This is a genomic window from Candidatus Palauibacter sp. (assembly GCF_965222475.1).
In the GTDB taxonomy this organism is placed as follows: Bacteria; Gemmatimonadota; Gemmatimonadetes; order Palauibacterales; family Palauibacteraceae; genus Palauibacter.
Map to the genome: position 1 here is coordinate 152,858 of NZ_CBDCUB010000002.1, position 23,211 is coordinate 176,068.

Below are 23,211 nucleotides of genomic sequence, written 5' to 3' on the forward strand. Positions count from 1 at the left end.
CGCATGGCTCGCGTCCACTAATGGGCGACGAATGGGCATAGAATGGGAACAGGTCCGGAAACATCCTCCGGATTCGACCGGCGGGCAACCACCGCGTTATTCTGCGCGTCCAGCGCAGCTTTCCGTGAACGAAGAGCCTCGGTTCCAGAGCCCGTCCCCGGGAGAATGACATGACTCGGTTTCCGGCAGGGTACCCGTCCCTTCAGCCAAGGGCGACCCTCGTCCTCCTGACGCTCGCGGTCCTCGGCCCGGCGGCCGCTTCTCCCGGGCTCGCCGCGCAGGAGTACGACCTCCTCATCCGCAACGGGCGGGTGATCGACGGCACGGGGAACCCCTGGTTCGCGGCGGACATCGGCATCGTCGGGGACCGCATCGAGCGGATCGGCAGCCTCCGGGACGCGACGGCCGGGCGCATCGTGGACGCGACGGGAATGTACGTCACGCCGGGCTTCATCGACCTCCATTCGCACGCCGACCGGGCCCTGACGTCCGAGCACCTGGAGGCCCGGCGGGCCAGGAGCCTGAACAGCCAGGGGCTGACGACGGTCCTCGGCGGCGCGGACGGCCGCACCACGACCTGGCCGCTCGGGGACGAGATCGCGTCCCTCCGCGAGATGGGCCACGCCATGAACTTCGTCCCCATGGTCGGGCACAGCACGGTACGCGCCGAGGTGATGGGCGCTGACTACGAACGGCCCGCCACGGAGGCGGAGATCGCCCGCATGCAGGAACTCGTGCGCGAGGGGATGGAGGCGGGCGCCCGGGGGCTCGGGGCCGGCGTCGAGTACCGGCCCGCCCGCTTCAGCACGCCGGAGGAGGTCATCGCCCTCGCCGGCGCGGTGGCGCCGTACGACGGCTTCTACATCGCCCACCAGCGCAGCGAGGCCGAGATGCCGCTGTGGCAGCTTCCGAGCAACGCGGACGGCTGGCCGGTGGACGGCACCCAGGGGCTCGAGGAGACCGTGAACATCGCCCGCCAGGCCCGGATCCGCGTGGTAGCGAGCCACCACAAGGCCCGGGGCCGGTCCAGCTTCGGACGCTCCGGGCTCGACACGCTGGTCGTGAACGGGGCTCGCGCGGAGGGGCTGGAGGTGTATCTCGACGTCTATCCGTACGAGACGTTCGGCGGCGGCCCTCGTCCCATGATCCCGCGCTGGAGTCTGGTGCACGACACCGTGGACACGAGCGGGGGGCGGGACAGCCCCGTCTACAACAACGAGGGGATCTTCGACGACGCCCGCGGGCATCTCGAACGCCGCTGGGCCGACCCCGAACTCCGGGCCCTCATCGCCCGGGACATCGCGTGGATCGTCGACCACAACGGAGGGGCCGACCGGGTGGTCGTGGTCGGCTACCCGGATTCGGCGTTCGTGGGCCGGACGCTGCAGGAGCTGGGCAGCGAGATGGGGGTCACGTACGAGGAGGTCGTCGTCCACATGGCGCTGCACGGGTACCCGGACGTGCTGGGCGGCGCCTGGACCCGCGGCTACGGGATCCACGACGTGGATATCGTCAACTACTACCGGCGGGACTACACGGCGACGGCTTCGGACGCCGCCGTGAGCGGGGTCGAGGGCGTGCCGCAGTTCGCCTCGCGGCCCGGCGCCCATCCCCGACATTTCGGCGCCTTCACGCGCAAGATCGCCCGCTACGTGAAGGACCTGAAGGCGATTTCCCTGCCCTTCGCCGTCCGCTCCATGACCGGCCTGCCGGCGCGCATCATCGGGCTGGACGACCGGGGGTTCCTGCGCGGGGGGTACAGGGCGGATCTCGTCGTGTTCGACCTCGAGCGCCTCCGCGACCGGGCCACGGTGCTGGAGCCGGACCTGTTCAGCGAGGGGATCGACTACGTGATCGTGAACGGGGTGTTCACGGTGGACGGCGGCGAGTTCACCGACGCGCTTCCCGGCGAGGTCGTTCTGCGTCCCGGGAGCTCCGCGAACTAGCCGGTAGAGCCTGGCACCGTCTCGAACCCGGCCTGCGAGAAGTGGCGATCCGTGGTCAGCGCGGTGCGGAGTCGAAGTTCCCTCATGACGACGAAGCTGGTGCAGTCCGTGAACGAGAAGTCCTTGTCACTCCACCGGAAGAACCAGCTTCGCGCTTTCTCGGCGCGCAGGGGATCGATCCATTCCCATCGGATCCGCGCGCTCGCGTCGATCTGCGCCCACCACTTGGCAGCCGCGTCCAATCCCAACCGCACGCGGATCAGCGTCAGAGTCTCGTCGATCACGTAGTCGGTCGAAACGAGGACGCCCCCGGCGCGCAGGCAGGCGTCGCGCTCGCGCCGACTGGCTTCGTGCATGGCGTCTCCCTCGTCGGCCATGGCCATCCAGCCCGGCGTATCGACGAAGAGCGCCGGATCAGGAACCGGATTCGCCATACAGGATCCGGTCGTGCTCCGCCGCGGTGAGTCCGTCGCTCGATTTCCCCACGGCCCCGGCTCCGTAGAGCGAATCCGCCTCTGCCGGCCCGAGATCGAGTCCGGCGCCTACGGGCACGATCCGGAACGCGGGACGGCTCCGGTAGAGGACCGTGAAGTCCTCGCCTTTCCTCACGCGCTCGATGATCCGTCCCATCTCGTGTCTGAGCGTCTTTACGTTGATCGTGGTTGACACCGGTCGTTCTCCTAAAGAAGCATTGAAGATAAACTCAAGATAACTTTCATCCGGTTACGATACCAGATCAGGGGGGCGATGGCACAATCGCGTCCGGCTCCCGACGCTTGACAGGCCATATCCATGTGGCCAGAATGGCCAGATGAGACGAGCCAGCGTGAGCGAAGCGAAGAACGCCCTCAGTAGCCTGCTGAGCGATGTCCGTCGCGGGGAGGCGGTGTTGATCACGCACCGCGGAAAGCCCGTGGCGCGCATCGAACCCTGCGGCGCGGACGACCTGGGCGCCGACCAGGCTGCGGCGGAGCTCGTGCGCCGAGGCGTTGCGGCCCCTCCTCGAACATCCCTGAATGTCGAACGCTTCCTGAGTACTCCCGCCGTACGGATGACCGAGGGCGCCAGCGCCAGCGAGATGATCGTGGCCGAGCGCAGAGAAGGCCGGTGAAATACTGGGATTCCTCCGCTCTCGTGGCGCTTCTCGTGGACGAGCCGGGAAGCACTGAGCGCCGTGCAACGATCCGGCAGGATCCAGCGATCGTGACGTGGTGGGGAAGCCGCATCGAGTGCGCATCGGCTCTTAACCGCCTGCACCGGGAGCGGCGGTTCGAACGCGGCGGGCTCGACCGGTCCCTGGAGCAGCTTCGTCGGTTGGCGGCCAGTTGGCTGGAGATCGAGCCTCTGGAGCAGGTCCGCAGCCGCGCGATCAGGTTGCTTCGGCTTCACCCGCTGCGGGGGGCCGACGCACTGCAGTTGGCGGCGGCGCTCACCGCCGCAGCCGAAGACCCACAGCAGCTTGACCTCGTCAGCAGCGACGATCGGCTTTCCGCCGCGGCACACCGCGAGGGGTTCAAGGTTCTATGAATTGGTCGTGACCCGCGACATCCTACAGTGTAACGTTCAGGTCGGACTCCATCCCCCCCTGATCGGGAGAGGCCCATGCGCACGCGACTCCACGCCCTGCTGCTCCTCGTGCCCGCCGCCGCCTGCACCGCGGACGCGCCGCCCGAGCCGACAAGCGTCCGGAGCGCCCGCGATGTGACGGACGCGGTACTCGCGGCGGCCCGCCCGGACGGCAACTGGCTGACCTACGGCGGCAACTACGCGGAAGACCGCTTCAGCACGCTGGAGGAGATCACGCGGGACAACGTCGACGAACTCGGCCTCGCCTGGACGTACGACATCGAACTGCGCGGCGGAGTCGAGGCCACACCCCTCGTCGTGGGCGGCGTCATGTACATCAGCTCGCCGTGGAGTGTGGTGCACGCGATCGATACGCGCACGGGCGAGCGGCTGTGGCGCCACGACCCGGGGGTTCCGCGCATCCGCGGCCGGCTCGCCTGCTGCGACGTGGTGAACCGCGGGGTGGCGCTGTACGAGGGCAAGGTCATCGTGGGCACCATCGACGGACGCCTCATCGCGCTCGACGCCGAGACGGGCGATGTCGTCTGGGAGACGCTCACGATCGACCCCAACGAGGCCTACACGATCACGGGCGCGGTGCGCGTCGTGCAGGGACTCGCGATCATCGGCAACGGCGGGGCCGAGTACGGGGTGCGGGGTTATGTCTCGGCCTACGACGCGGATGACGGCGAACTCGTGTGGCGCACCTACACGGTGCCCGGCAACCCGGCGGACGGGTTCGAGTCCGAGGCCATGGAGATGGCGGCCGAGACGTGGAGCGGCGAGTGGTGGATCGCGGGCGGAGGCGGGACCGCGTGGGATTCGATCATCTACGACCCCGACCTCGACCTCCTCTACATCGGGACGGGTAACGGTTCCCCCTGGTCGCGCAACCTCCGCAGCCCCGGAGGCGGCGACAACCTCTTCCTCGCCTCGATCCTCGCTCTGCGACCGCAGACGGGCGAGTACGTGTGGCACTTCCAGACGACGCCCGGCGACCACTGGGACTACACGGCCGTCCAGCCGATGACGCTCGCGGATCTCGAGTTCGACGGGCGCATGCGGCGCGTGATCATGCAGGCCCCGAAGAACGGGTTCTTCTACGTCCTCGACGCGGAGACCGGCGAGTTCCTCTCGGGCAAGGAATACATCGTCCAGAACTGGGCCGAGGGACTGGATCTCGAGACGGGCCGCCCGACGGACCGGCCGGAAGCCGTGCACGCCGAAGTGTGGACCCTCATCACGCCGGCCGCCCTCGGGGGGCACAACTGGCAGCCGCAGTCGTTCAACCCCGAGACGGGGCTCATGTACCTGCCGATCCAGGAGGGTTGGGTCGAGCGCAGCGAGCCGCCCGACTGGGTGTACACGGACCTCGGAATCGAGGACCACAGCTTCGGGCCACGGGTGAACAACGTGGGGCACCGGAGCCGCTACGGGGCGAGGGACGACGCCGGATTCCTCGTCGCGTGGGACCCGAAGGCGCAGGAGGCGCGGTGGACGGTGTCGCTCCTCGGTTACTGGAACGGCGGGACCATGACGACGACGACCGGCCTCGTGTTCCAGGGCGGCGGGGACGGCCGCTTCGTCGCCTACGACGCGGAGAACGGCGCCCAGTTGTGGGAGGTCTCAACGAACCTCGGCATCCTGGGCGGTCCCGTGACGTACCTGGTCGACGGGCAGCAGCTTGTGTCGGTTGCGGCGGGCTGGGGCGGCTCGCGCGGTCGAAGCGGAGCCCCCTACGGCGAGGCGGCGATCTACGAGCAGCAGGGTCGCATCTTCACCTTCGTCCTCGGCGGGACGGAACCCATGCCGATGCCGCAGCGGAAGCGGCCGGTGAACGTGCCGGACCTCGATCTGCCCGCGGACGGGGCGTCGCTCGAGCGCGGGGGCGAACTGTACGTGCAGTATTGCCGCCACTGTCATGGGGCGGGCGGCGGCTCGGAGGGTTCGATGCCGAACCTGCAGAGGGCAACAAACATCGTGCACCGGAACTTCGAGGACATCGTCCTCGGCGGGAGCCGGGAGCCGCAGGGGATGCCGTCCTACGAGGGCCTGCTCGACGCCGAGCAGGTGCGGCTGATCCAGGCCTACATCATCTCGCAGGCGAGGGAGTCGCTGACGGCCGAGGAGGAGACGGTGGGCGGCGCGAACTGAGCGTCACATTCCACTATAGCCAAACGAGAGGAACCATCACATGAAGCGCTTGATCCTGGTCTCACTTCTTGCAGTCGGAGGGTTCGCTGCCATGGCTCCTGATCTCTCAGCCCAGCGTGAGTACATCAACCCTCGGCACGCGAGCGAGGAAGGCGTCCTCCCCTTCAGCGGCGCCGTCTGGGTGGGGGATCTGCTGTTCGTTTCGGGATCGATCGGTCTCGTGGACGGCCGTCCGCCGAACGACGCCGAGGAGGAGGCCCGGGTCGTGATGGAGTCCATCAAGAACACGGTCGAGGAGGCCGGGATCACGATGGATGACCTCGTCTCGGTGCAGGTATTCTGCTCCGACGTGGACCTTTACGACGTGTTCAACAAGGTCTACCGGACGTACTTCACGGAGAACTTCCCGGCGCGCGCCTTCCTCGGCTCGGGCCCGCTCCTGTTCGGGGCGCGGTTCGAGGTGATGGCGATCGGCTCCCGCAACTGACCCCGGGGCGGGATCTGGTCACCGAAGCGGGCCCCGGTGCGGGGCCCCGGCCCGATCTCGCCGATGCGCTGGAGCGCGGGGAGATCGTCTTCTTCCCCGCCTGTCCGGTAGAGCTTCCGCCGGATCGCGCCCTGGAGCGGCTTCGCGAAGAACTGCCGCGTCAACTACGTGCGAAGAACGTCAGCTACCACCCGGAAAGCGGGCGCCTCCGCGGGGTGAAGGGCCCGGGAGGGCTGCGGGACGCGGCTCTTGCCACCCTTACCGCGCACGGGGCCCGCGTCCGCGCCTTCCTGAGGGAGACCCTGCCCACGCTCACGCGTGGGTGGACGGTGGGGACGACGAGCTTCCGCCCGATCCAGGAGCGGGGCCGCGGCCTCTCCGCGCACGCGAGCAACGAACGGATCCACTTCGACGCCGGCGCCTACGGGGCGACGGATGGGGATCGGATCCTGCGTTTCTTCGTCAACGTGAACCCGGACGAAGAGCGCGTGTGGAGCACCAGGGGGACCTTCCCCGACGTGTTCGCGCGCTGCGGCGCCGAGGCCGGAGTCACGGGCGGCGGATCGCTGCAGCGGGGCCCCGTGGACCGACTGCGGGGGCGCCTGCTGAGGGCGATCGCCAAGGTGGGGCTCGCCGAGGCGGTGCTGGCGGACGCGAGTCCGTACGACCGCCTCATGCGGCGCTTCCACAACTACATGAAGGACACGCCATCCTTCCAGGAGCGGGACGAGACGTGGCGGGAGATCCGTTTCCCGCCCTTCTCCGCCTGGATGGCGCTCACCGACATGGTGAGCCATGCGAGCGTGTCCGGCCAGCACGCCCTGGTCGACACCTTCATCGTCCGGCTCGCCGCCTGCAGACGTCCGGACCTCGCCCCGATCAACATCCTGCGCGGGTCCTCAGGTTAAGACCCGGATTCAGATGGTCTTCGGGTTCTTCCTTCGGCGAGAAAAACCCTCGAACAACCCTTCCTGACGCGTCAAGCGCTCCCGAAGCGCACCCATCTCGCGGGCCATACGCTCCCGAAATTCGGCAAACTCGCCCCGGAGGTCGCTAACGTCTCCGGTGAGCGCCGCCAGATCCTTGCGCAGCGCGCGCTGTCCCGGCAGGAGCGCGGCCGCCAGCGCGATCCCCACCCCAATGATCGTCCACATTTCAGGCGTCATCTCGTTTCCTCTCTCGGGGCACTCAACCTAACCTCTCGCTGAGTTACGCGTCGGGCGTCAACGACGCATCAACGATTCAGTAGGTGCCGTCGAGGAAGGAGTCCTGGAGACGGTCGCGGCGGGCGATCGCCACGCACGCGGCCAGGTCGGAGAGGTATTTTGCGAGCACCGGCGTGTGCACCAGCGTGATGGGCTGGTGGATGGCGGGCGGCTCCCGGTGCTGCCCCATCATCCAGCCGCGCTCGTTCATCAGCCTCGCGACCGCGAAGATGTTGAACGGTTCGCCCGGTTCCACATCGTATCGGAACAGGTTCGTGTCGCCCACCGGCTCGAACACGTACAGGCCGTCGATCGCCCGTACCCCCGCGACCGCCGCTTCGGTCGTCTCCATGATTCCGCGGACGACCTCGCGGTACCCTTCCCGGCCCAAGTGCTGGAGCATCGTCCACGCGCAGGCCACGGCACCCCCCGAGCGGGAGCCCTGGGCCGTCGGAGACGCGTAGGAACCTCCGGGCAGGTCGGGGACCACGTATCTCGCGTACTCGAGGTCGTTCCCATCGGCGAACAGGACGAGCGAGGCGCCCTTCTGCGCGAAGCCGAACTTGTGAAGGTCCGCGGACAGGCTGGACACCCCGGGCACGGAGAGATCGAACTCGGGGATCGCATAGCCGAGGTCGCGCGCGAAGGGTGAGATGAAGCCGCCGTAGCAGGCATCCGAATGCAGACGGACGCCCGTCTCGAGAGCCAGTTCGCCCAGTTCCCGCATCGGGTCCACGAGCCCGTAGTAGATCGTGGGCGCTCCGGCATATATGAATATGGACGCCTCGTCAATCGCCTCACGAATGGCGTCCACATCCGCGCGATAGTCCGCGCGACAATCCACGTATTTAATATCGAGGTCGAGGATCGCCGCCGCCTTGTCCACCGAGGGATGGCGACTGTAGGCCGCGACGATATTCAACCGCCCCAGGTCCGACCGGGCCTCCCGCTTCATGTCGCGCGCGACTTTCACGGCCTGGAAGATGCTCTCGGTGCCACCGGAGGTGAACTGCCCGCCGGCATCCTCGGGCGCGTTGAACAGCTCGAGGCCCATCTGGACGATCTCGTCCTCCATCACGCCGAGGCTGGGGTACGAGCTGTGAGCGGAGAGCGCGTTCTCGACCGAGAACATCGCATGCGACTCGTCCTGCACGCGCTTCACGGCTTCGTCGACGAAGTAGACCAGGTACGGGACGCGTCCGTGCCTCCAGTCGTAGTCGGCGAGCTTCCGTCGAACCAACTCGGCCTTGAGCGTCTCCCAGCCGATCCCCTGCTCGGGGAGCTGCTTCCGCGTCCGGACTTCGCGACTCAGGGTACTCGCTGCCTGTTCCACGCCGACCGCCCCCTTGATCTGTGTCGATGAACTATATCGAGGCCCAGCGGCGCTGCTCCTCGTACCGTGCTCCAATCAGCACCGGGAGTGCGATCAGGCCTGCGTATAACAAGATCATCGCGGTCCCCCCGAACAACAACGCCGGGAGGGCCACGATTCCGCCCCACCCCAGCCCTCCGGGCGTGGACGCATTGCCGAACGAGATCGACAAACCACTCTGCACCAAACCGGGACCGACGAGCAGAGCAATCAGGATCCAGGCGGCCGCACGACTCCCCGCGAGGCGGGACGAGACGAAGCCGGCGGCGAAATGAAGGACCAGACCCAGTAGAAGGATCGGTATTATCAACCACCAACCCACTCCCTCCAACGGGAGAGACGAAGAGAACGAGAAGATCAAGGCGACCGCCCCGACGAGAAGCCCTGGCACGAAGATGACGAGGTAGCCGACCACGGCTCCGACGATGTTTCTGATCCAGGCCGGTCGATCTTCAAGAATGGGACGCAAGGCTGCCTCCTTGTGTGTGCCGGTCTTCACCTCAGGCGTGCCGGGCGCCCTTGCGCCGCGCCTGCGGTGCTCTCCGGAATGATACTTGTATCGTGTCATCGGCCGAGCAACGTGCGTCGGCCCTGGGCAGCCTCGCGGCGAAGATTGCGAGCGCCGCGCGACCCCTCGGTCAGTACCCTTGTCAGGCGATCCGGTTTCCGGTCAGATACCGGGTTGCCCGACTCCCGTACCTGTACCCGAAAACTCCGTACCCGGGATCCTGAATGCCCATGGCCTGGCTGCAGACGCACTGGATCTCCGTCGCCCTCCTCGCCATCTACGGCGCGATCCTCGTGCGTCACGCGATCGAGGGCCGGCGCGGGACGAAGGGACGAGCGGACTACTACATCGGGGGCCGGACGATGGGAGGGGTCGTGCTCGGCCTCTCCTTCTTCGCGACCTACTCGAGCACGAACAGCTTCGTCGGCTTCTCCGGGCAGGCGTACACGTATGGGGCGGCGTGGCTTCTCGTCGCGCCCGCCGTGGTGATCTTCTCGCTCTCCGCGTGGGTGTGGGTCGCGCCGCGTCTGCGCGCGTTCACGGGGGCGGTCGACTCGGTGACGCTCGCGGACTACGTGGGCTTCCGCTTCGAGAGCGGAATGGCCCGCTTCCTGGCGGCGCTGATCGTGATCTCCGCCAGTTTTCTCTACATGATCGCCGTGTTCAAGGGAATCGGGAACCTGCTCGAGATCTTCCTCGACATCCCCTACGCGGCCGCGATCGGTTTCGTCTTCCTCATCGTCGTCTTCTATACGGCCGTGGGAGGATTCATCTCGGTCGTGAAGACGGACGCCGTGCAGGGCGTCGTGATGTCGATCGCGGCCGTCCTCCTCTTCTGGGGCACGCTACGCAGCGCCGGCGGGCTGGGGGCCCTCGACGCGATCCGCGCGGCGCCGGCCACCGAGGGGCTCTTCCGCTGGGACGCGGCGATGCCCTTCCCCGTCCTCATCGGGATCATCGTGGCGGGGACGCTGAAGTTCATCGTCGACCCGAGACAGCTGTCGAGGTTCTACGCGCTCGCCGATCCGACGGCGGTGCGGCGCGGCCTCATCGTGTCGACGATCGCCTTCCTGGGCGTGTACACGCTGCTCCTTCCGATCGGGCTGTACGCGCACGCGGTGATCGGCAGCGGGCTGACGGAGTCGGACCTGGTCGTTCCGACGCTGCTTGGCGACGCGGGGATCCTGCCCGCGCTCCCGGCTGCGTTCATCCTGGTCGCGATGCTCGCGGCCGCGATGTCGTCGCTGGACAGCGTGCTCCTCGTCATGGCCTCGACCTGGGAACGGGACGTGATCTCGTTCTTTCGCCACGTGGAGGAGGGGCGCGCTGTGGCCCAGACGCGATTCTGGGTCGCGCTGTTCGCGATCATCACCGCGTGGCTCGCGCTCAACCCGCCGGGGAGTATCGTGACTCTGACCGCGTTCTCCGGCGGCCTCTACGCGGCGTGCTTCTTCCCGGCGGTGGTGCTCGGGCTGCTGTGGCGGCGCGGCACGGGGGCGGGGGCGGTCGCCTCGCTCCTCACCGGGTTCATCGTGCTCCTGTGCTGGGACTGGGTCCCGTTCTCCGGGGCCGTGCACGAGGTGTTCCCCGCGATGGCGCTCTCGCTGGCCGCCTACGTGGGCTGCGGACTCGTGGCTCCCCCCCTCGAGGCGGCGCAGGGGCTCGACATCAAGCTCTAGCAGCCCGTGGGAAAAGCCTGCGTCGCAACGAGAGCGGCGAGGCGCTCGCGTGACAAGGCGCGACGAGGGAGAATAGCAGCGCTATTCTGCGGGAATCTCGTAAACGGCATATATTGCAACCAGTTATGATGAACCGTGGTACGGTCATCCGACGGGCCACTCCACACAGACGACCTGAACTACGTGTTCGTCGTGCGCATTCACCGTTATCTGGCAGAGGCTCACGCAGGGGCGGCGGGAAGCTACCTGATGCGCCAGTTCGGGGTGAACAGCATCAGTATGGTTCGTGAGGTCAGAAAGGCGGTCGCCGATCCCCGCCGACAGGACGAGATCCTCGAACTGAGTGCCGACAGGCAGGGGCTCACGCGATGGGCCGAGCGAAAGCCGGGGCGACACGCTATGCTCCGGGAAATCGGCGGCGCTCGTTCCATGTTATCTGCGGGGATAGGGGAGGACGCCCCCTCCCCTGGGGCCGTAGTAAGGAATTGGATCAAATCTGAGGGGGGGATGTAGCACGCGCAGTAGCCAACGAGCTTGGTAGAACTCCCGAAGGTCGCCGGTCGGTTGCCATGGTCGACCCGGCACGCAGTCTGGCGGACGATGTTGAGATCGCGGTGGAAGGCTACAGGGAACTCCTGACGAAAGAGGGTGCCTCGGAAACTGATTTCCACAATTATCTCAGGAGGCATCCGCTGCTGCTTGGGTTGGAGTACGCGGAAGTCATGTCCCGGGTGAAGCTCGCGAAGGCTGACTTGACGCCTCCGTGGCCGCCGCCTACGGCTGGTCCGGCGACATCGCGGACGACGCGGCGCTGCGCGAACTGCTCGCCCGCAACCGGCGCTAGTCCGAACTTCCGCAGCCCGGAACGCGGCAAGTTGTTGCGACGTGGTCACATGACTCGATTTCGGGGGTGGGTGCTACTGGGTACGGGTCACGGTTTGACGCCGAGGAGCCGGAAGGCCTCGGCCTGAAGGGGGGTGGGACGGGCGAGGATGTCGGCGGCCGGGGCTCCGGGCGCGACGGGTCGGACGCGGTTTTTGGTGAGGGTGGCGAGGTCGGCCAGGAGTGTCCGGAAGCTGTGGACGGGCAGCCCCTCGGGAGTGCGCTTGCGGGCGGCCTTGGCGCGCGCGGCGGGCGAGGGTCTCGCGGGCGCGACGGGCGAGGCGCGTTGGGCCTCGGCGGCGTCGGGGTCGTCGTCGTCGAAGAGCAGCGGGGCGAGGGCGCGTCTCATGTGCCACTCGACGTAATAGGCGAGCATGCAGAGGAAGACGTGGGCCCGCACGCGCCCCTCGAGGCGGTGGTGGACGGGACGGACCTTGAGGTCGACGCTCTTGAAGCTTCGGAAGGCGCGCTCCACGCGGCTGAGGCTCTTGTAGGAGCGGACCACGTCCCCGGCCGGCAGTTCGTCGGCGGGCACGTTGGTGCGGATGACGTAGATGCCGTCCAGGGCCGCCTCGGCGGCGATGCGCTCCTCGTTGCGCGCGTACGCGAAGCGGCCGTCCCCGGCGACCTCGGTGTCGAAGTGCTTGCCGACCTTGCGGGATCGCAGGGCGCGGTCGGCGCGCACGGCGATCTTCTCGGGGTCGGTGAGCGGGCTCCGCTCGCGCCGCGTGGCCGCGGCGACCTTCTCCAGCTCGCGTTCGGTGGCCTCGAGGAGTTCCTCGCGCTTGCGGGCGCGCTCGGCGGCCAGGAGCGGGTTGCGGCACGCGACCAGCCGCTCCCCGGGATAGTCGGGCGACTCGATCTCGGCGAGGTTCCGCTCGTCGAAGAGCGACAGCTGGAGGTCGCCGCCGCCGGCGAGCTTGCGGATCGCGTCGGCGCGCAGGGCGGTGATCCACCCCAGCCCCGCGGGCCGCAGCTCCTCCCGGATGCGGGCGCCGGTGATGAGCCCCCGGTCGCCGACCAAGACGATCCGGGACAGGGAGAAGCGCTCGCGCAGCTTCGCCACCTGCGCGCCGACGACACCCGGATCGGCGGTGTTGCCCTCGAACACCTCGACGGCCACCGGACACCCCTCTCCGTCGCACAGCAGCGCGAACACGATCTGGAGCTTGCCGCGTTTGCCGTCGCGGGAGTAGCCCCGCCTGGCGAGCGGACACTTGCGGCCCTCGAAGTAGGTCGAGGTCACGTCGCACAGCACCAGCGAGCCGTCCGCCAGGCGTCTCCCCGCCAGATGCCGCTCGATGCGGTCCCGGCGCCTCAGCAGCCAGTCCATGGCCCGGTACAGCTCGTCCGCGTCCGCGTCCCCGACGCCGAGCTCCCCGCCCAGCGTGTGGCTCATGGTCTCCCCGCCAAGCGAGCGCGCGGTGGCCAGCTTCGAGCGGGGGTCGAGGACGCGGGCGACGATCATGGCGACGGCGAGCGCCCGCTCCCGGGACGGACGGCGGTCCAGCAGCTTCTCGAGCCCCAGGGCGCGAAGGGTGCCCAGGACGGCGGCGACGTGGCCGTGGGGCCGGGAGCGAAGGATCTCGAACGCGTCGTCCATCGAGGGAAGCGCGACGCCCCCCTTCAGGAGGATGCGGAGCCCCTCGACGAGTTCGTCGGGCCACTTCGAGAGGTTGGCCAGCGTGCGCTTCCTGACCTTGCCGCCCTCGCGGTAGGACTCGCGCAGAAGGACGGCGGGCGGGGAGTTCCGGTTGGGGACGCGCTCGACGTACATGGACATAAACATAACGCATACAACACATCGTGGCAACGCTATGCATCTTACGCTACATGGGTACCGAGAACCGCGCATGAAGCCGCGTATGCGGTTCCCCGTTAACGAGTTACGGCCTGCAGCGGCCCCGATTCACGCGGAAGTTCGGGCTAGTCTCGCGGACGAGAGTCAGCCGCCCGAGGCTCTCCGCAGCCGGGGGCAATGCCCTCGTCCGCGCACGGCATCGACATGCGCCGACCGCCTGCGAACCGAGCCCCAAGCTCGGCCTCGAAGGGGGGCCGGTCATGCGCCAGCGCCTCAGCGGACCGATTCGGCCTCCGGGTCTCGACGCTCGCCAGCGACGTATGCGGCCCAGGCCTCCATGGCCTCGCGCCTCCGGCCCAGGAGGTCCGAGCGGGGGGACGCGGCGGCCTTGTTTCTGACTAAGGGGATTGCTCGACCAGATGGACTTGAGGATGGCGAGCACGTCGGTCGTCGCGACCTCGCTCACCCGCTTCCGGCCGATGCGCGGATGGGCGTAGTCCCGTAGCGTCTGCCGCCACTGCCCGGCCATGCGGGATGTGTTCTTCCAGGTCGGCGAGTGGATCGCGATCACCTTCTCGAAGGCCGACTCGAAGGTGGAAACCCCCGCGTCTCGCGGGTCGTGGTCCTAGTGGACCGCCCGCCTGTTCTCCAACGCCTTCTCCCTCGCCTTCTTGAGCGTCACGACCTGGTGAGAGCTCAGTCTGAGATGTGTGGGTCTCCCTCCCACTCGAATTCGCTGGCCCCCGGACTTGGAGACACGCCCGGACTTCATCCGGTAGACGCGGAGGTACAGGTCGCGCCCGCCGTCGGCGTAGCGTACCGGCGTCTCCACCCGCGCCACTAAGGCGGCCGGAAGGGTTTACGCACGTCTTGTATCCTACCTGTGTATCACATATCAACGGATACACAATGGCCCCGAGCCCCTCGAATCGACCCTCTCCGGCCGCAGCGGACGACCGCCAGGCGGCAATCCCATTACCTCCGATTGGTTCGTCGGGAAGGGGCCGCTTGCCAGTGAACAAGGGCCCAACGGAGCCGGGTGTAGTGGTCCCGGTTTTCTGGACAGAGGGACGGCTTAACCATCAGGCTGCCCTGCGGCTGAGCTTGTCGCGGGCGCGGGCCGGGGTCAGATACCCGTGCCTCTGGAGGAGCCAGCCGTCGTTGTAGCGCTCGATGAAGGCCCCGATCACCTCCCGGGCCTCCTCGAGCGTCTCGAAGTCGTTCAGGTCGATGCACTCCTCCTTCAGCGTGCGGATGAACCGCTCCACGACGCCGTTGCACTCGGGCTCGCCCACGTACGCGGGCGTGGAGCGGATCCCGAGCCACTTGATCTCCGCCTGGAACGCCTTCGAACGATACTGCGAGCCCCAGTCGTGCCTGAGGCCGAGGCCCGAGGCGACCGCCTTGGCGAAGAGCCCCCCATGTGGGCGCGAACGCCCTGCCGTACCGGCTCCAGGGCCGCCCCAGCGGTCCCCCTTCTTCGCCGCGTGCCACCCCACCACGTCGGTCACGCAGTGGTCCTCCTCCCCGAAGAACCAGCACCAGCCTTCCCTCCGCGTCCGGAACCGCGCCGCGTCGGTGCCCCACAGCTCGTCGGGACGCTCGGTCTGGATCCGACCACCGTGGCTCCGGTCGCCCCGCGGGCGCCCCCGCCTCACCGGGGCCAGCAGTCCGTTCTCCCGCATCAGCCGCGGCACCCGGTTCTTGCCCGCGGCGATCCCCTTCGCCGCCAGACGCGCCCGCACCTTCCGGTGCCCCTCGCCCACGAAGGGGCTCTCCGACAGCACCGTCCGGATCCGGGAGCTCCGCCTGAAGCTCCACCCGCATCGTCATCTCCCCAAGCTTCGCACGGGTCCGCATCAGCTCCCCGTCCGGCGCGTTCTTCGTCTTCAGGCCCTCCTGGGCCCCCTCCAGGAACATCCGCCGCCAGCGCTCCAGCGCTTCGGTGGACCCTCGGCCTCCGTCGGTGTCTCTGACATCCTCGCACCCCCTCTCTCCGGACCCCGCAAGGTCGATCCATGCTGGACGGGTGTCCAGAAAAACCGGGTGCGCTATACGGGAACATTGCGCGCGCCAAGGTGGTAAACACCCTCACTCGCGCCGTTTCGCCTGCTGTACGCGCGAGTCGCGGGGCTGTTTCGCCTGCGCGGTTTCCAACATCAAATTGAGAATCTAGCTATGAATACAACACGCAATTTTGCGGCCTCCCGGGGGCGTCGGCATACTCCTGTGGGCCTGCTTCTGATCCCAATCACCACCATGGCGCTTCTCCTGGTGACGGCCTGCGAAGACTCGATCGCAACACCTGAGCTAACGCCCGTGGCCAACCGCGCCCCGGAAGCCCGTGGCGAGATCCAGCCCCAGTCGGTCAACGTGGGGACCGAAGCCCAGGTGGACGTGTCTCCGTTCTTCGTGGATCCGGACGGCGACGAGCTGACCTTTACGGTTGAATCGTCGGACGCCGCCGTGGCCACGGCGAACGTGGCTGGGAACGTCGTCTCCATTCGTGGCGTCACCGATGGCATGGCAACTATCACCGTAACGGGGGCCGATGCCGATGGGTTGCGGGCGACCCAGACTATCCAGGCTACGGTAGGCCCGGCCTCGACGGTGCTCCGCGAGGAGTTCGAGTCCGAACAAAGCCTCTCACGGTGGCGCTCCTCGCAGGCAGGGGCGGTGGTCGCCAGCGGGAGGCTGTGGTTGACGAACCACTCAGGCACGGAAATGGGCCGGGTGGTGCGCAACCTCGTTGCGCCGCTCGATTCGGACTGGAGCATCGCCGTTCGCATGGGGCGGGCGGATCAGGGTGTGACACCGGCGCTGTTCCTGAGGACAACCGACGCTCCATTCCCCTTGTACCGACTGGACATCGGACCGACCATGGTGAACGACGAACCCGTTAACTACTGGTTCGGAGTGTTTGACGTGGCAAAGGGATCCTGGACGGTGCTGGCGTCCGGTACGTCCGAGGCCATTGACGACGCTCCGGGTCAACTCACCGAGATCGAGCTGGTGTTCAACGGCGGGCGATACCACGCGGAAGCGGGGACGGCGCTCCTCTTCGAGGGTACTGCTGCCGGTTGGATGCCGACAACAGTTGCTTCCGTCTGGCTGGCTGGCCGGGCGGCGACAGGAGCCACCGGAGTAACCAGTCTGTTCGACTGGATCGAAGTTGACGGTAGGACGGACGACTCACTGACGGGGTTTGACCCGACAATCCCGTTGGACCACGCTCTCTCCAACCATATCTGGTAGCCGCAGCCGGGAGGGAAGGCCCGTTACGGCTCCGGCGTAGCGGGCCTTTCCTCATCCTCCTCGTAGCGGAGGGCCGTCATTGCTGCGCCCGATCCCCGCGCGCGACCGGAGTCCTGTCTAGTGTAGTGCCGCTAAAGTGGAGTTCGCACGGCTCACTTTCGCCAGGATGTCCTCCACGGCGGCGGTCCACTTGAACGGCGCCGGGTCCCGGTTCCGGTCGTCGATGTAGGCCGCGATCGTGTCGGTCAGCTGCTTCACGCCGGTCACGGCGAGCCGCTTGAGCTGGCGCTGCGTCAGCTCCGAGAAGAAGCGCTCGACGAGGTTGAGCCACGAGGACGACGTGGGGATGAAGTGGAACTTCACCCGGGGGTGCTTCTCCAGCCACGCCTCCACCCTCCCGTGCTTGTGCGTCGAGTAGTTGTCGAGGATGACGTGAAGGTCCAGCTCCGGATCGGTCCGCTTCTCCACCTCGGCCATGAAGCGGAGGAACTCCCGGTGCCGGTGGCGGGGCACGCACTTGTGGATCACCTCCCCGGTCGCCACGTCCAGCGCCGCGAACAGGGCCCTCGTCCCGTGGCGCTTGTAGTCGTGCGTCATCGTGCCGCACCGGCCCTTCTTCCACGGAAGCCCCGGCTGCGTGCGGTCCAGCGCCTGGATTTGGCTCTTCTCGTCGAAGGCGAACACGGCCGCCCGCTCCGGCGGGTCCACGTACAGCCCCACCACGTCGCGGAGCTTCTCCACGAACTCCGGGTCGGTCGAGAGCTTGAAGGTGCGCGTGAGGTGGGGCTTCAGCCCGTGCGCCCGCCAGATCCGCGCCACCTGGCTGTGGTGGAGCCCGGCCGCCTCCGCCATCAGCCGCGTGCTCCAGTGCGTCCCCCGGGGAGGTTCCTCCTCCAGCGTCCGGCGCACGACCTCCGCCTCCACCTCCGCGGTGACGCTCGTTCGCGGACGGCCCCGGCGCGGCCGGTCCTCCAGTCCGGCGAGACCCTCGGCCTCGTACCGGTCCAGCCAGCGCTTGACGGTCGGCAGCGAGACGCCCACCTCCCGGCGCAGAGCCCGGGCCGAGAGGCCATCGGCCGAGCCGAGGACGATCCTGGCGCGCTCGACGCGCCGCTGCGGGGTCGTGCGGGCCCGAACCCAGCTCTCGAGCTCCTTGCGGTCCCCGGGTCGCAACCGGATCCTTCGTATCTTAGGCATGCGTGGAAAAATAGCATGCCTACCACCGCTTGTACATCGCGCTTTAGCGACACTACACTAGGCGGACCGGAGTTCCCAATCCGTTTGCCGACTTTCGCTGCCCCACAAGGCAAGACGCGCGGCACCGCTACAGATCTCCGGCCGCTCGGCCCCGCAGCCCGCGGTTCGCGCTCCTCATCACCGTAGGGTGGTCCCGGCGGAGGGCGGTGGGGGGCGGCAGGAACGCGGAGCTTTCCGAACCGGTGACTTCGATCCAGTCGAACAGCGCGGTTCGCTCCGCCTCATCTCCGAACGGTACGGTCCACAAGCCCACCCGGATCAGTTTCTTCGCACTGATCGGAACGTCCGCCGGAACGTCTTCGGCATTGACCGTCGAGTCCCCGAAGGCTGCCGACAGCACGTTGCCTTTGAGCGAAAGGCTGATTTCAGCGAGTGCCCCGGCACTGTCACTGAGCGCGTCGAGATAGGCGCCACCAGCGACCTGCCACTGGCTCTCGCCGCCACGCGACTCCAAAACCAGCATGCGGAAGTTGGTGTCCTCTCCCCTCAGTTCCAAGCCGGACCCGATCTCGATCGCGAACGCCGGGATCTGCGCGAACCCGGTATAGGCGACAAGGCGCGCCGTAACATCGTCGTGGATGCGCCCCAGGCTGACGCGTATCTCCCAGTCGAGCAGGTCCACCTCGAGCGGGCGATCCGCCCGCCCGGGCAGTCCGGCCGAGGCGTTCGTGAGCTGCAGGACGCCCTCGGACAGTGCCGCGCCGGCGCTGGTGATGTCCCATCCTTCGAGTTCGTCCGACTCGAAATCGTCCCGGAAGCCGCCCGACTCCCGTCCGACCACGACCTCGATGCCCTGCGTCGCCGAGAGACCATCGGGGTCGGTCGCCGACACCGACACCGTCGCCGTCCCGTCCGCGACCGCGTTGATCGTCACGACGCTGCCGGACACGACGGCCGTCACGACATCGGTGTCGGTCGACGCCGCCTCGTAACCGAGCACATCCCCGTCGGGGTCCGAGAAGTAGGAGGAAACATCCACCATGAGCGAACCTCCCGCGTCCATGCTCTGCCGCGGGACGGCCCCGATGGCCACTGGGGCCCGGTTCTCCGCCAGTACGGTGACGCCGCTGTTCTGCGCGGCGATGAGACCGCCCGGATCGGTCGCGGTCACCGTGACGGTCGCCGTCCCGCTCGCGATCCCCGTGATCGTCAGATCGGTCCCCGAGAGGGTCGCGCTCACTCGCGAAGGATCGGTCGATTCCGCGCGGTAGGTCAGCGGATCCCCGTCCGGATCCTCGAAATAGGTGGAGACGTTCAGGCTTGTGGACTCTCCGATGGCCAGAGTCGCGGCCGGGATGGTTCCCACGGCCGCGGGTGGACGGTTGGGAGCGGGCGCGGGTTCGTCCGCCATCGTCATGGAGTCGCCGCACCCGAGGACCCAGGCGGCGGCGAACATCGCCAGCCCGGTCCGGAAAACCCTTCGCTCCGGCAGCATTGCGGGAATCACGATTTCAGCCTCCAATCACGTCGGTCACGCGTCCGTTCCGGTCGAGCACCATGATCGGGCTCTTGAGCACGTCGTCGCCGAGATGGATCAGGCGGGGTTGGTCCGCGGCCGCATCCGCCGCTCCCGGAAGGGTGAAGGGTTCGGCCACGTTGAGGTCGACGACGTAGCCCAGGTCGGCGAGGGACTGGATCGTAATGGCGCTCAGCGGGTCGGGCGTTCCGATCGACGCGTAGGGCGTCATCAACTCCGTCCGCAGCACCGATTGCCGCCAATGCACGTCGCCGGAGCCGGGGCCCGCCCGGTTCTCCACCGGCACCTTTTCGCCCTCCGTGTAGGTACCGCCGCCCGCGTCGTCGAAAGCGGCGATCGCCAGGGGTCCCGAGAAGTGCGTATCCGCGTCCTGCCCAAGCTGCAGAGATGGGTTCCGCAGGAGCTCGAAACGGTTCCAGAGAGACCCGATACCGAACACGTGGCCCATCTCATGGAGGACCAGCTCGCGCTGGTCTTCCGCCTCCAGCAACTCGAGATCGTCCGCATCGACCATGACGACACCGAGGAAGGGAAGCATCGAACCCTCCCGGACGCCGCAGGGTTGCGCGCCCGCCAGGATGCCGCGCGGGCCGTCGACTTCCCGCACCGACACCACGACCAAGAGGTCGTCTATCGTGCCGGTACTCACGTCGGCGAATACGTCGCCACAGCCCAGCCGGGTCAGTTCGCCCGTCGGCATGTCCGGCAGTTCCATGTCCGCCAGGATCGTCATCCACCAGTCCGCCGCCTCGTGGACCGCCGCCCGCTGCGCCTCCGAGATGGAATCGGCGAAGACGACATCGATGTCGTAGGACCCCGGGATGGGATCCCGGACATGCACCGCGAACGGCAGACTGACGCTGAGACCGGCGGGGTCGCTTGCCGTTACCAGGACCGAGGTGGTCCCCCCCGCTTCCGGTACCACCATGATCCGGGTCTCCATGACGGTGACGGACGCCACGCCGGGATCGTCGGTCGCCACCTCGTACGCCAGTTCGTCGCCGTCCGGATCCCTGAAGAAGGAAGAGGCCGCGAACGTCGGTCCTTCCGCCCCCGCGCGCAGCCGTTGCCACGGGATCTCGCGCAGGGCGAACGGAGCGCGGTTCGCGAGTTCCCCGAACAGCACGAGCGGGTCGCTGAGGACGATCCTGAATCCCCTGAAGCCGTGGGGATTCGAGGGAGCCGGCCCCGCGCTCACCTGCACGCCGGTCCGGCTTCCCTCGTCACGCGTTACGGTGACTTCGGAGCCCGTCGCCTCGCCGGCCCCGATCACCACGGCCTCCCCGTCCAGCTGACCGGCGTATGCGGAGAGCGGAATGCGCATGGCGAACGGTGCGCCCTGCGCCAGCCGGGCGGTCACGGCCCCGGGACCCGGTGCAAGCAGGTCGTCGCTGTCGGCGCGTTCGACCTCGACCGCGAGCTCGAACGGAGCCCCCGGATTGTCTTCAAGCGACAGCCGTTCGAGTCGGGTGAGCCCCGAGAACAGGCCCGACGGCAGCTCGCTCAGCTGATTCTCGTTCAGGTAGAGCCCCTCGAGGCCGTCCAGCCCCGAGAACAGGTCCGCCGGGAGGTCCGCAAGCTGGTTCCTGACGAGAAAGAGTATCGTAAGGCTCGAGAGTCCCGCGAACGTCCCGGCCGGCAGATCGGCGATCTCGTTCTCGGCCATAGCCAGCAGTTCGAGGGCCTGGAGGTTCGTGAAGATGCCCGACGGCAGCGTCGCCAATTCGTTTCCCGAGAGCCACAGTCTCTGAATCCCGGGAAGGTTGGCGAATACACCGCCGGGAAGTTCGGCCAACCTGTTCTTTTCCAGCGACAGCCACGCCAGCCTGGAAAGCCCCGAGAAAGCGTCCGCCCGCAACGCCGTCAACTCGTTGCCCCCCAGGCGCAGTCTGGTCAGGCTCACGAGATCCGTGAACACGCCCTCGGGCAGCTCACGCAGCCGGTTGTTCGACAACTGCAGCGTAGCCAGGCCGGCAAGACCGGAGAACGCTCCCGCGGGCAGCGCCGCAAGCCGGTTATCGTCCAGAAGCAGGCTCGTCAGCCTCGCGGCGCCCCGGAACGCCCCCGCCGGCAGTTCGGCGAGTTCGTTGAAGCTGAGATCCAGATACTCCACGCCGGCGGGCATCTCCGCCGGCAGGCTGGTCAGACGATTACGGCTAAGCGACAGAAACTCCAGATTGGGAAGGCCGGTGACTGCGGCCGGCAGTTCCGTGAGCCGGTTCCCGTTCAACTGCAGGCTCGTCAGGTTGACGAGGCGCCACAATCCCGCGGGCAACGCCCCGATTTCGTTGCGCTCGAGGCCGAGTTCCTCCAGACTCGACAGGCCCGAGAAGGCGCCTTCCGGTAACGCCTCCAGCCGATTGCCCGCGAGAACCAGGGTCCTCAAGCTGCCCAGATCCGAGAAGAGCATCGGCGGCAGCTTCGAGATGCGGTTCTCATACAGAAACAGTTGCTCCAGGTTACCGAGGCCGTCGAACACTCCCGGCGGCAACTCCGCAAGTTCGGAGTTGGTCAGGACCAGCTGGTTCAGACGCCGCAGGCCGGCGAAGTCCCGAGCCTTCAGAGTCGTGATGCCGGTGCCGTGGGCCGAGACTCCATCCGCCGCCGGCGCGGTGCTCCCGGTGGCCGCCGGGCCCACCTCGCACCCGGGAGAGTCGAGGGATCCGCCGGGGCGGCCGGCATCGCCCGTGTAGTACCAGTCTTCGCTAGGGCATTCGCCGGCCCGCCATCGGCCGAGGGAAGCCCGCCAGGACTCGACCGACTGCGCGAATCCAAACAACAGAGTCAGGATCCCCGCCAGATGCGAGTCCTCGACCGCGGCGCAACCTTCGACGCCCGCCTGCTTCACGATCGCGCCCGCGACCGCCGGCGTGCGGTCGCAGACTCCCTCGGCGACCTCCAGGACGACCCTCTTCAGCGCGCCAAGCTCGTACCCGGCGTCGGCTGCGGGAGGATCGAGGGTCACCGTGAAGATCTCGCGGGTGGGTTCGATGTCGTCGTCGTCGGTGACCTGAATCTCGATGGAGGCCTCCGCGATCCCCGCCGCGATCTCGACCACGCCCTGCGCCGCACCTCCGAAATCGACCGGGTCCGCATCTTCGGTTTCCTCGATACCATCGATGCCGAGCGTGTAGGCGACGCTGATTGCGGTGGGCGGTGGCGCCGAAAGCATGAGAGCCACCACGGCGGCGCCACCCTCGGGCACCGCCGCGAGTTGTGCCGCAAGCTCGATGACGGGCGGCGCGGGTACCGACACCTGGAAGGCCTGCTGGGCGGCGAGGCCCCCGGGGTCGGTGGCCGTCACGATGATCGTGGCGATACCCGGCGAGACCCCCATTATCGTGACGACGCTTCCCGAGGCCGAAACCGAGACCACCGTTGCGTTCGCTGTATGGGGCTGGTAGCGGAGCGCGCCCTGCTCCGGGTCGCTGAAGTGCTCCGCCATATCGACCGTCGCGGTCTCCCCCGCGGGCAGAATCAGGTCGGAGACCGTTCCGATGGCCCGGGGAGGGCGGTTTCGTTGGGGCTCCGGCCCGGCGGCATCGCCGCAGGCGGCGGCCCAGAACAGGACGGGAACCAGGGCGAGCCGGGAGCTCCGTCGCATAAATGGCCACGGGTAACA

The 23,211-nt window shown here is 67.8% G+C and carries 18 protein-coding genes and 1 pseudogene; 8 read left to right on the plus strand and 11 right to left on the minus strand.

Going from position 1 to position 23,211, the window contains the following annotated elements; genetic code table 11:
- The first annotated feature begins 170 nt into the window (after positions 1-170).
- Entirely contained in the window at positions 171-1,946 is a 1,776-nt protein-coding gene (locus ACOQPP_RS06000) for an N-acyl-D-amino-acid deacylase family protein (protein ID WP_420636027.1), read from the plus strand.
- Here ACOQPP_RS06000 and ACOQPP_RS06005 read toward each other — a convergent pair.
- Both ACOQPP_RS06005 and ACOQPP_RS06010 read right to left on the minus strand, forming a co-directional pair.
- The gene (locus ACOQPP_RS06005; RefSeq protein ID WP_419163854.1) at positions 1,943-2,380 is read right to left on the minus strand and encodes a type II toxin-antitoxin system VapC family toxin; all 438 of its coding nucleotides are present in this window, start codon (positions 2,378-2,380) and stop codon (positions 1,943-1,945) included. The genes ACOQPP_RS06000 and ACOQPP_RS06005 overlap by 4 nt on opposite strands.
- Positions 2,361-2,615 (minus strand): type II toxin-antitoxin system Phd/YefM family antitoxin, encoded by a 255-nt coding sequence (locus ACOQPP_RS06010; protein WP_419163853.1) that lies wholly within the window; start codon positions 2,613-2,615, stop codon positions 2,361-2,363. The genes ACOQPP_RS06005 and ACOQPP_RS06010 overlap by 20 nt, the downstream gene beginning before the upstream one ends.
- 142 nt (positions 2,616-2,757) lie before the next feature.
- Between ACOQPP_RS06010 and ACOQPP_RS06015 the strand changes: the two genes are divergently transcribed.
- The 5 genes from ACOQPP_RS06015 (at position 2,758) to ACOQPP_RS06035 (ending at position 7,061) form a co-directional block, all read left to right on the plus strand.
- Positions 2,758-3,057 carry a type II toxin-antitoxin system Phd/YefM family antitoxin gene (locus tag ACOQPP_RS06015; RefSeq protein ID WP_420636028.1) on the plus strand — a complete coding sequence of 100 codons (300 nt, stop codon included), beginning with the start codon at positions 2,758-2,760 and terminating at the stop codon, positions 3,055-3,057.
- Positions 3,054-3,473, plus strand: coding sequence for a type II toxin-antitoxin system VapC family toxin (locus tag ACOQPP_RS06020; protein WP_420636029.1), 420 nt, complete (start codon positions 3,054-3,056; stop codon positions 3,471-3,473). Before ACOQPP_RS06015 ends, ACOQPP_RS06020 begins: the two co-directional genes overlap by 4 nt.
- Positions 3,474-3,548: 75 nt before the next feature.
- Positions 3,549-5,666 carry a PQQ-dependent dehydrogenase, methanol/ethanol family gene (locus tag ACOQPP_RS06025; protein ID WP_420636030.1) on the plus strand — a complete coding sequence of 706 codons (2,118 nt, stop codon included), beginning with the start codon at positions 3,549-3,551 and terminating at the stop codon, positions 5,664-5,666.
- Positions 5,667-5,757: 91 nt separating this feature from the next.
- The gene (locus ACOQPP_RS06030; RefSeq protein ID WP_420636031.1) at positions 5,758-6,153 is read left to right on the plus strand and encodes a RidA family protein; all 396 of its coding nucleotides are present in this window, start codon (positions 5,758-5,760) and stop codon (positions 6,151-6,153) included.
- A gap of 14 nt (positions 6,154-6,167) precedes the next feature.
- Positions 6,168-7,061, plus strand: coding sequence for a Kdo hydroxylase family protein (locus tag ACOQPP_RS06035; protein ID WP_420636226.1), 894 nt, complete (start codon positions 6,168-6,170; stop codon positions 7,059-7,061).
- Positions 7,062-7,070: 9 nt separating this feature from the next.
- Here ACOQPP_RS06035 and ACOQPP_RS06040 read toward each other — a convergent pair whose 3' ends face one another.
- The 3 genes from ACOQPP_RS06040 to ACOQPP_RS06050 all read right to left on the minus strand — a co-directional run bounded on the left by ACOQPP_RS06040 (position 7,071) and on the right by ACOQPP_RS06050 (position 9,229).
- Positions 7,071-7,319 (minus strand): hypothetical protein, encoded by a 249-nt coding sequence (locus ACOQPP_RS06040; protein ID WP_419163848.1) that lies wholly within the window; start codon positions 7,317-7,319, stop codon positions 7,071-7,073.
- A 76-nt stretch (positions 7,320-7,395) separates the two neighbouring features.
- Positions 7,396-8,691 carry a pyridoxal phosphate-dependent decarboxylase family protein gene (locus tag ACOQPP_RS06045; protein WP_419163847.1) on the minus strand — a complete coding sequence of 432 codons (1,296 nt, stop codon included), beginning with the start codon at positions 8,689-8,691 and terminating at the stop codon, positions 7,396-7,398.
- Positions 8,692-8,722: 31 nt separating this feature from the next.
- Positions 8,723-9,229 (minus strand): hypothetical protein, encoded by a 507-nt coding sequence (locus ACOQPP_RS06050; protein ID WP_419163846.1) that lies wholly within the window; start codon positions 9,227-9,229, stop codon positions 8,723-8,725.
- A 233-nt stretch (positions 9,230-9,462) separates the two neighbouring features.
- Between ACOQPP_RS06050 and ACOQPP_RS06055 the strand changes: the two genes are divergently transcribed.
- Complete coding sequence (locus ACOQPP_RS06055; protein ID WP_420636032.1) at positions 9,463-10,917, plus strand: sodium:solute symporter family transporter; 1,455 nt, start codon at positions 9,463-9,465, stop codon at positions 10,915-10,917.
- 931 nt (positions 10,918-11,848) lie between these two features.
- Here ACOQPP_RS06055 and ACOQPP_RS06060 read toward each other — a convergent pair.
- The 3 genes and pseudogenes from ACOQPP_RS06060 to ACOQPP_RS06070 form a co-directional block, all read right to left on the minus strand.
- Positions 11,849-13,576 (minus strand): IS1634 family transposase, encoded by a 1,728-nt coding sequence (locus ACOQPP_RS06060; protein ID WP_419164016.1) that lies wholly within the window; start codon positions 13,574-13,576, stop codon positions 11,849-11,851.
- A gap of 109 nt (positions 13,577-13,685) precedes the next feature.
- Positions 13,686-14,180, minus strand: a pseudogene (locus ACOQPP_RS06065) (phage integrase central domain-containing protein); the annotation flags it as partial.
- 502 nt (positions 14,181-14,682) lie between these two features.
- On the minus strand, positions 14,683-15,387 hold the full coding sequence (locus tag ACOQPP_RS06070) for a transposase (protein ID WP_419165241.1): 705 nt from the start codon (positions 15,385-15,387) through the stop codon (positions 14,683-14,685).
- Between the two features lie 442 nt (positions 15,388-15,829).
- On the opposite strand from ACOQPP_RS06070, the gene ACOQPP_RS06075 reads away from it, so the two are divergent.
- The gene (locus tag ACOQPP_RS06075) at positions 15,830-16,855 is read left to right on the plus strand and encodes a hypothetical protein (protein ID WP_419165240.1); all 1,026 of its coding nucleotides are present in this window, start codon (positions 15,830-15,832) and stop codon (positions 16,853-16,855) included.
- A 117-nt stretch (positions 16,856-16,972) separates the two neighbouring features.
- Here the strand turns inward: ACOQPP_RS06075 and ACOQPP_RS06080 are convergent, their stop codons facing one another.
- From ACOQPP_RS06080 to ACOQPP_RS06090, 3 genes are all read right to left on the minus strand, one after another.
- Positions 16,973-18,052, minus strand: coding sequence for an IS630 family transposase (locus ACOQPP_RS06080; RefSeq protein ID WP_420636033.1), 1,080 nt, complete (start codon positions 18,050-18,052; stop codon positions 16,973-16,975).
- A 127-nt stretch (positions 18,053-18,179) separates the two neighbouring features.
- Entirely contained in the window at positions 18,180-19,559 is a 1,380-nt protein-coding gene (locus ACOQPP_RS06085; protein WP_419165239.1) for an Ig-like domain-containing protein, read from the minus strand.
- Between the two features lie 4 nt (positions 19,560-19,563).
- Positions 19,564-23,193 carry a leucine-rich repeat domain-containing protein gene (locus ACOQPP_RS06090; RefSeq protein ID WP_419165238.1) on the minus strand — a complete coding sequence of 1,210 codons (3,630 nt, stop codon included), beginning with the start codon at positions 23,191-23,193 and terminating at the stop codon, positions 19,564-19,566.
- Between the last annotated feature and the right edge of the window lie 18 nt (positions 23,194-23,211).

What these genes read in the sequence shown, in the direction of transcription:
- ACOQPP_RS06005 (WP_419163854.1), bottom strand. Translation starts at nt 2,380, where the DNA reads ATGGCGAATCCGGTTCCTGATCCGGCGCTCTTCGTCGATACGCCGGGC.
- ACOQPP_RS06060 (WP_419164016.1), bottom strand. Translation starts at nt 13,576, where the DNA reads ATGTACGTCGAGCGCGTCCCCAACCGGAACTCCCCGCCCGCCGTCCTT.
- ACOQPP_RS06080 (WP_420636033.1), bottom strand. Translation starts at nt 18,052, where the DNA reads ATGCCTAAGATACGAAGGATCCGGTTGCGACCCGGGGACCGCAAGGAG.
- ACOQPP_RS06055 (WP_420636032.1), top strand. Translation starts at nt 9,463, where the DNA reads ATGCCCATGGCCTGGCTGCAGACGCACTGGATCTCCGTCGCCCTCCTC.
- ACOQPP_RS06030 (WP_420636031.1), top strand. Translation starts at nt 5,758, where the DNA reads ATGGCTCCTGATCTCTCAGCCCAGCGTGAGTACATCAACCCTCGGCAC.
- ACOQPP_RS06025 (WP_420636030.1), top strand. Translation starts at nt 3,549, where the DNA reads ATGCGCACGCGACTCCACGCCCTGCTGCTCCTCGTGCCCGCCGCCGCC.
- ACOQPP_RS06090 (WP_419165238.1), bottom strand. Translation starts at nt 23,193, where the DNA reads ATGCGACGGAGCTCCCGGCTCGCCCTGGTTCCCGTCCTGTTCTGGGCC.
- ACOQPP_RS06000 (WP_420636027.1), top strand. Translation starts at nt 171, where the DNA reads ATGACTCGGTTTCCGGCAGGGTACCCGTCCCTTCAGCCAAGGGCGACC.
- ACOQPP_RS06040 (WP_419163848.1), bottom strand. Translation starts at nt 7,319, where the DNA reads ATGACGCCTGAAATGTGGACGATCATTGGGGTGGGGATCGCGCTGGCG.
- ACOQPP_RS06015 (WP_420636028.1), top strand. Translation starts at nt 2,758, where the DNA reads ATGAGACGAGCCAGCGTGAGCGAAGCGAAGAACGCCCTCAGTAGCCTG.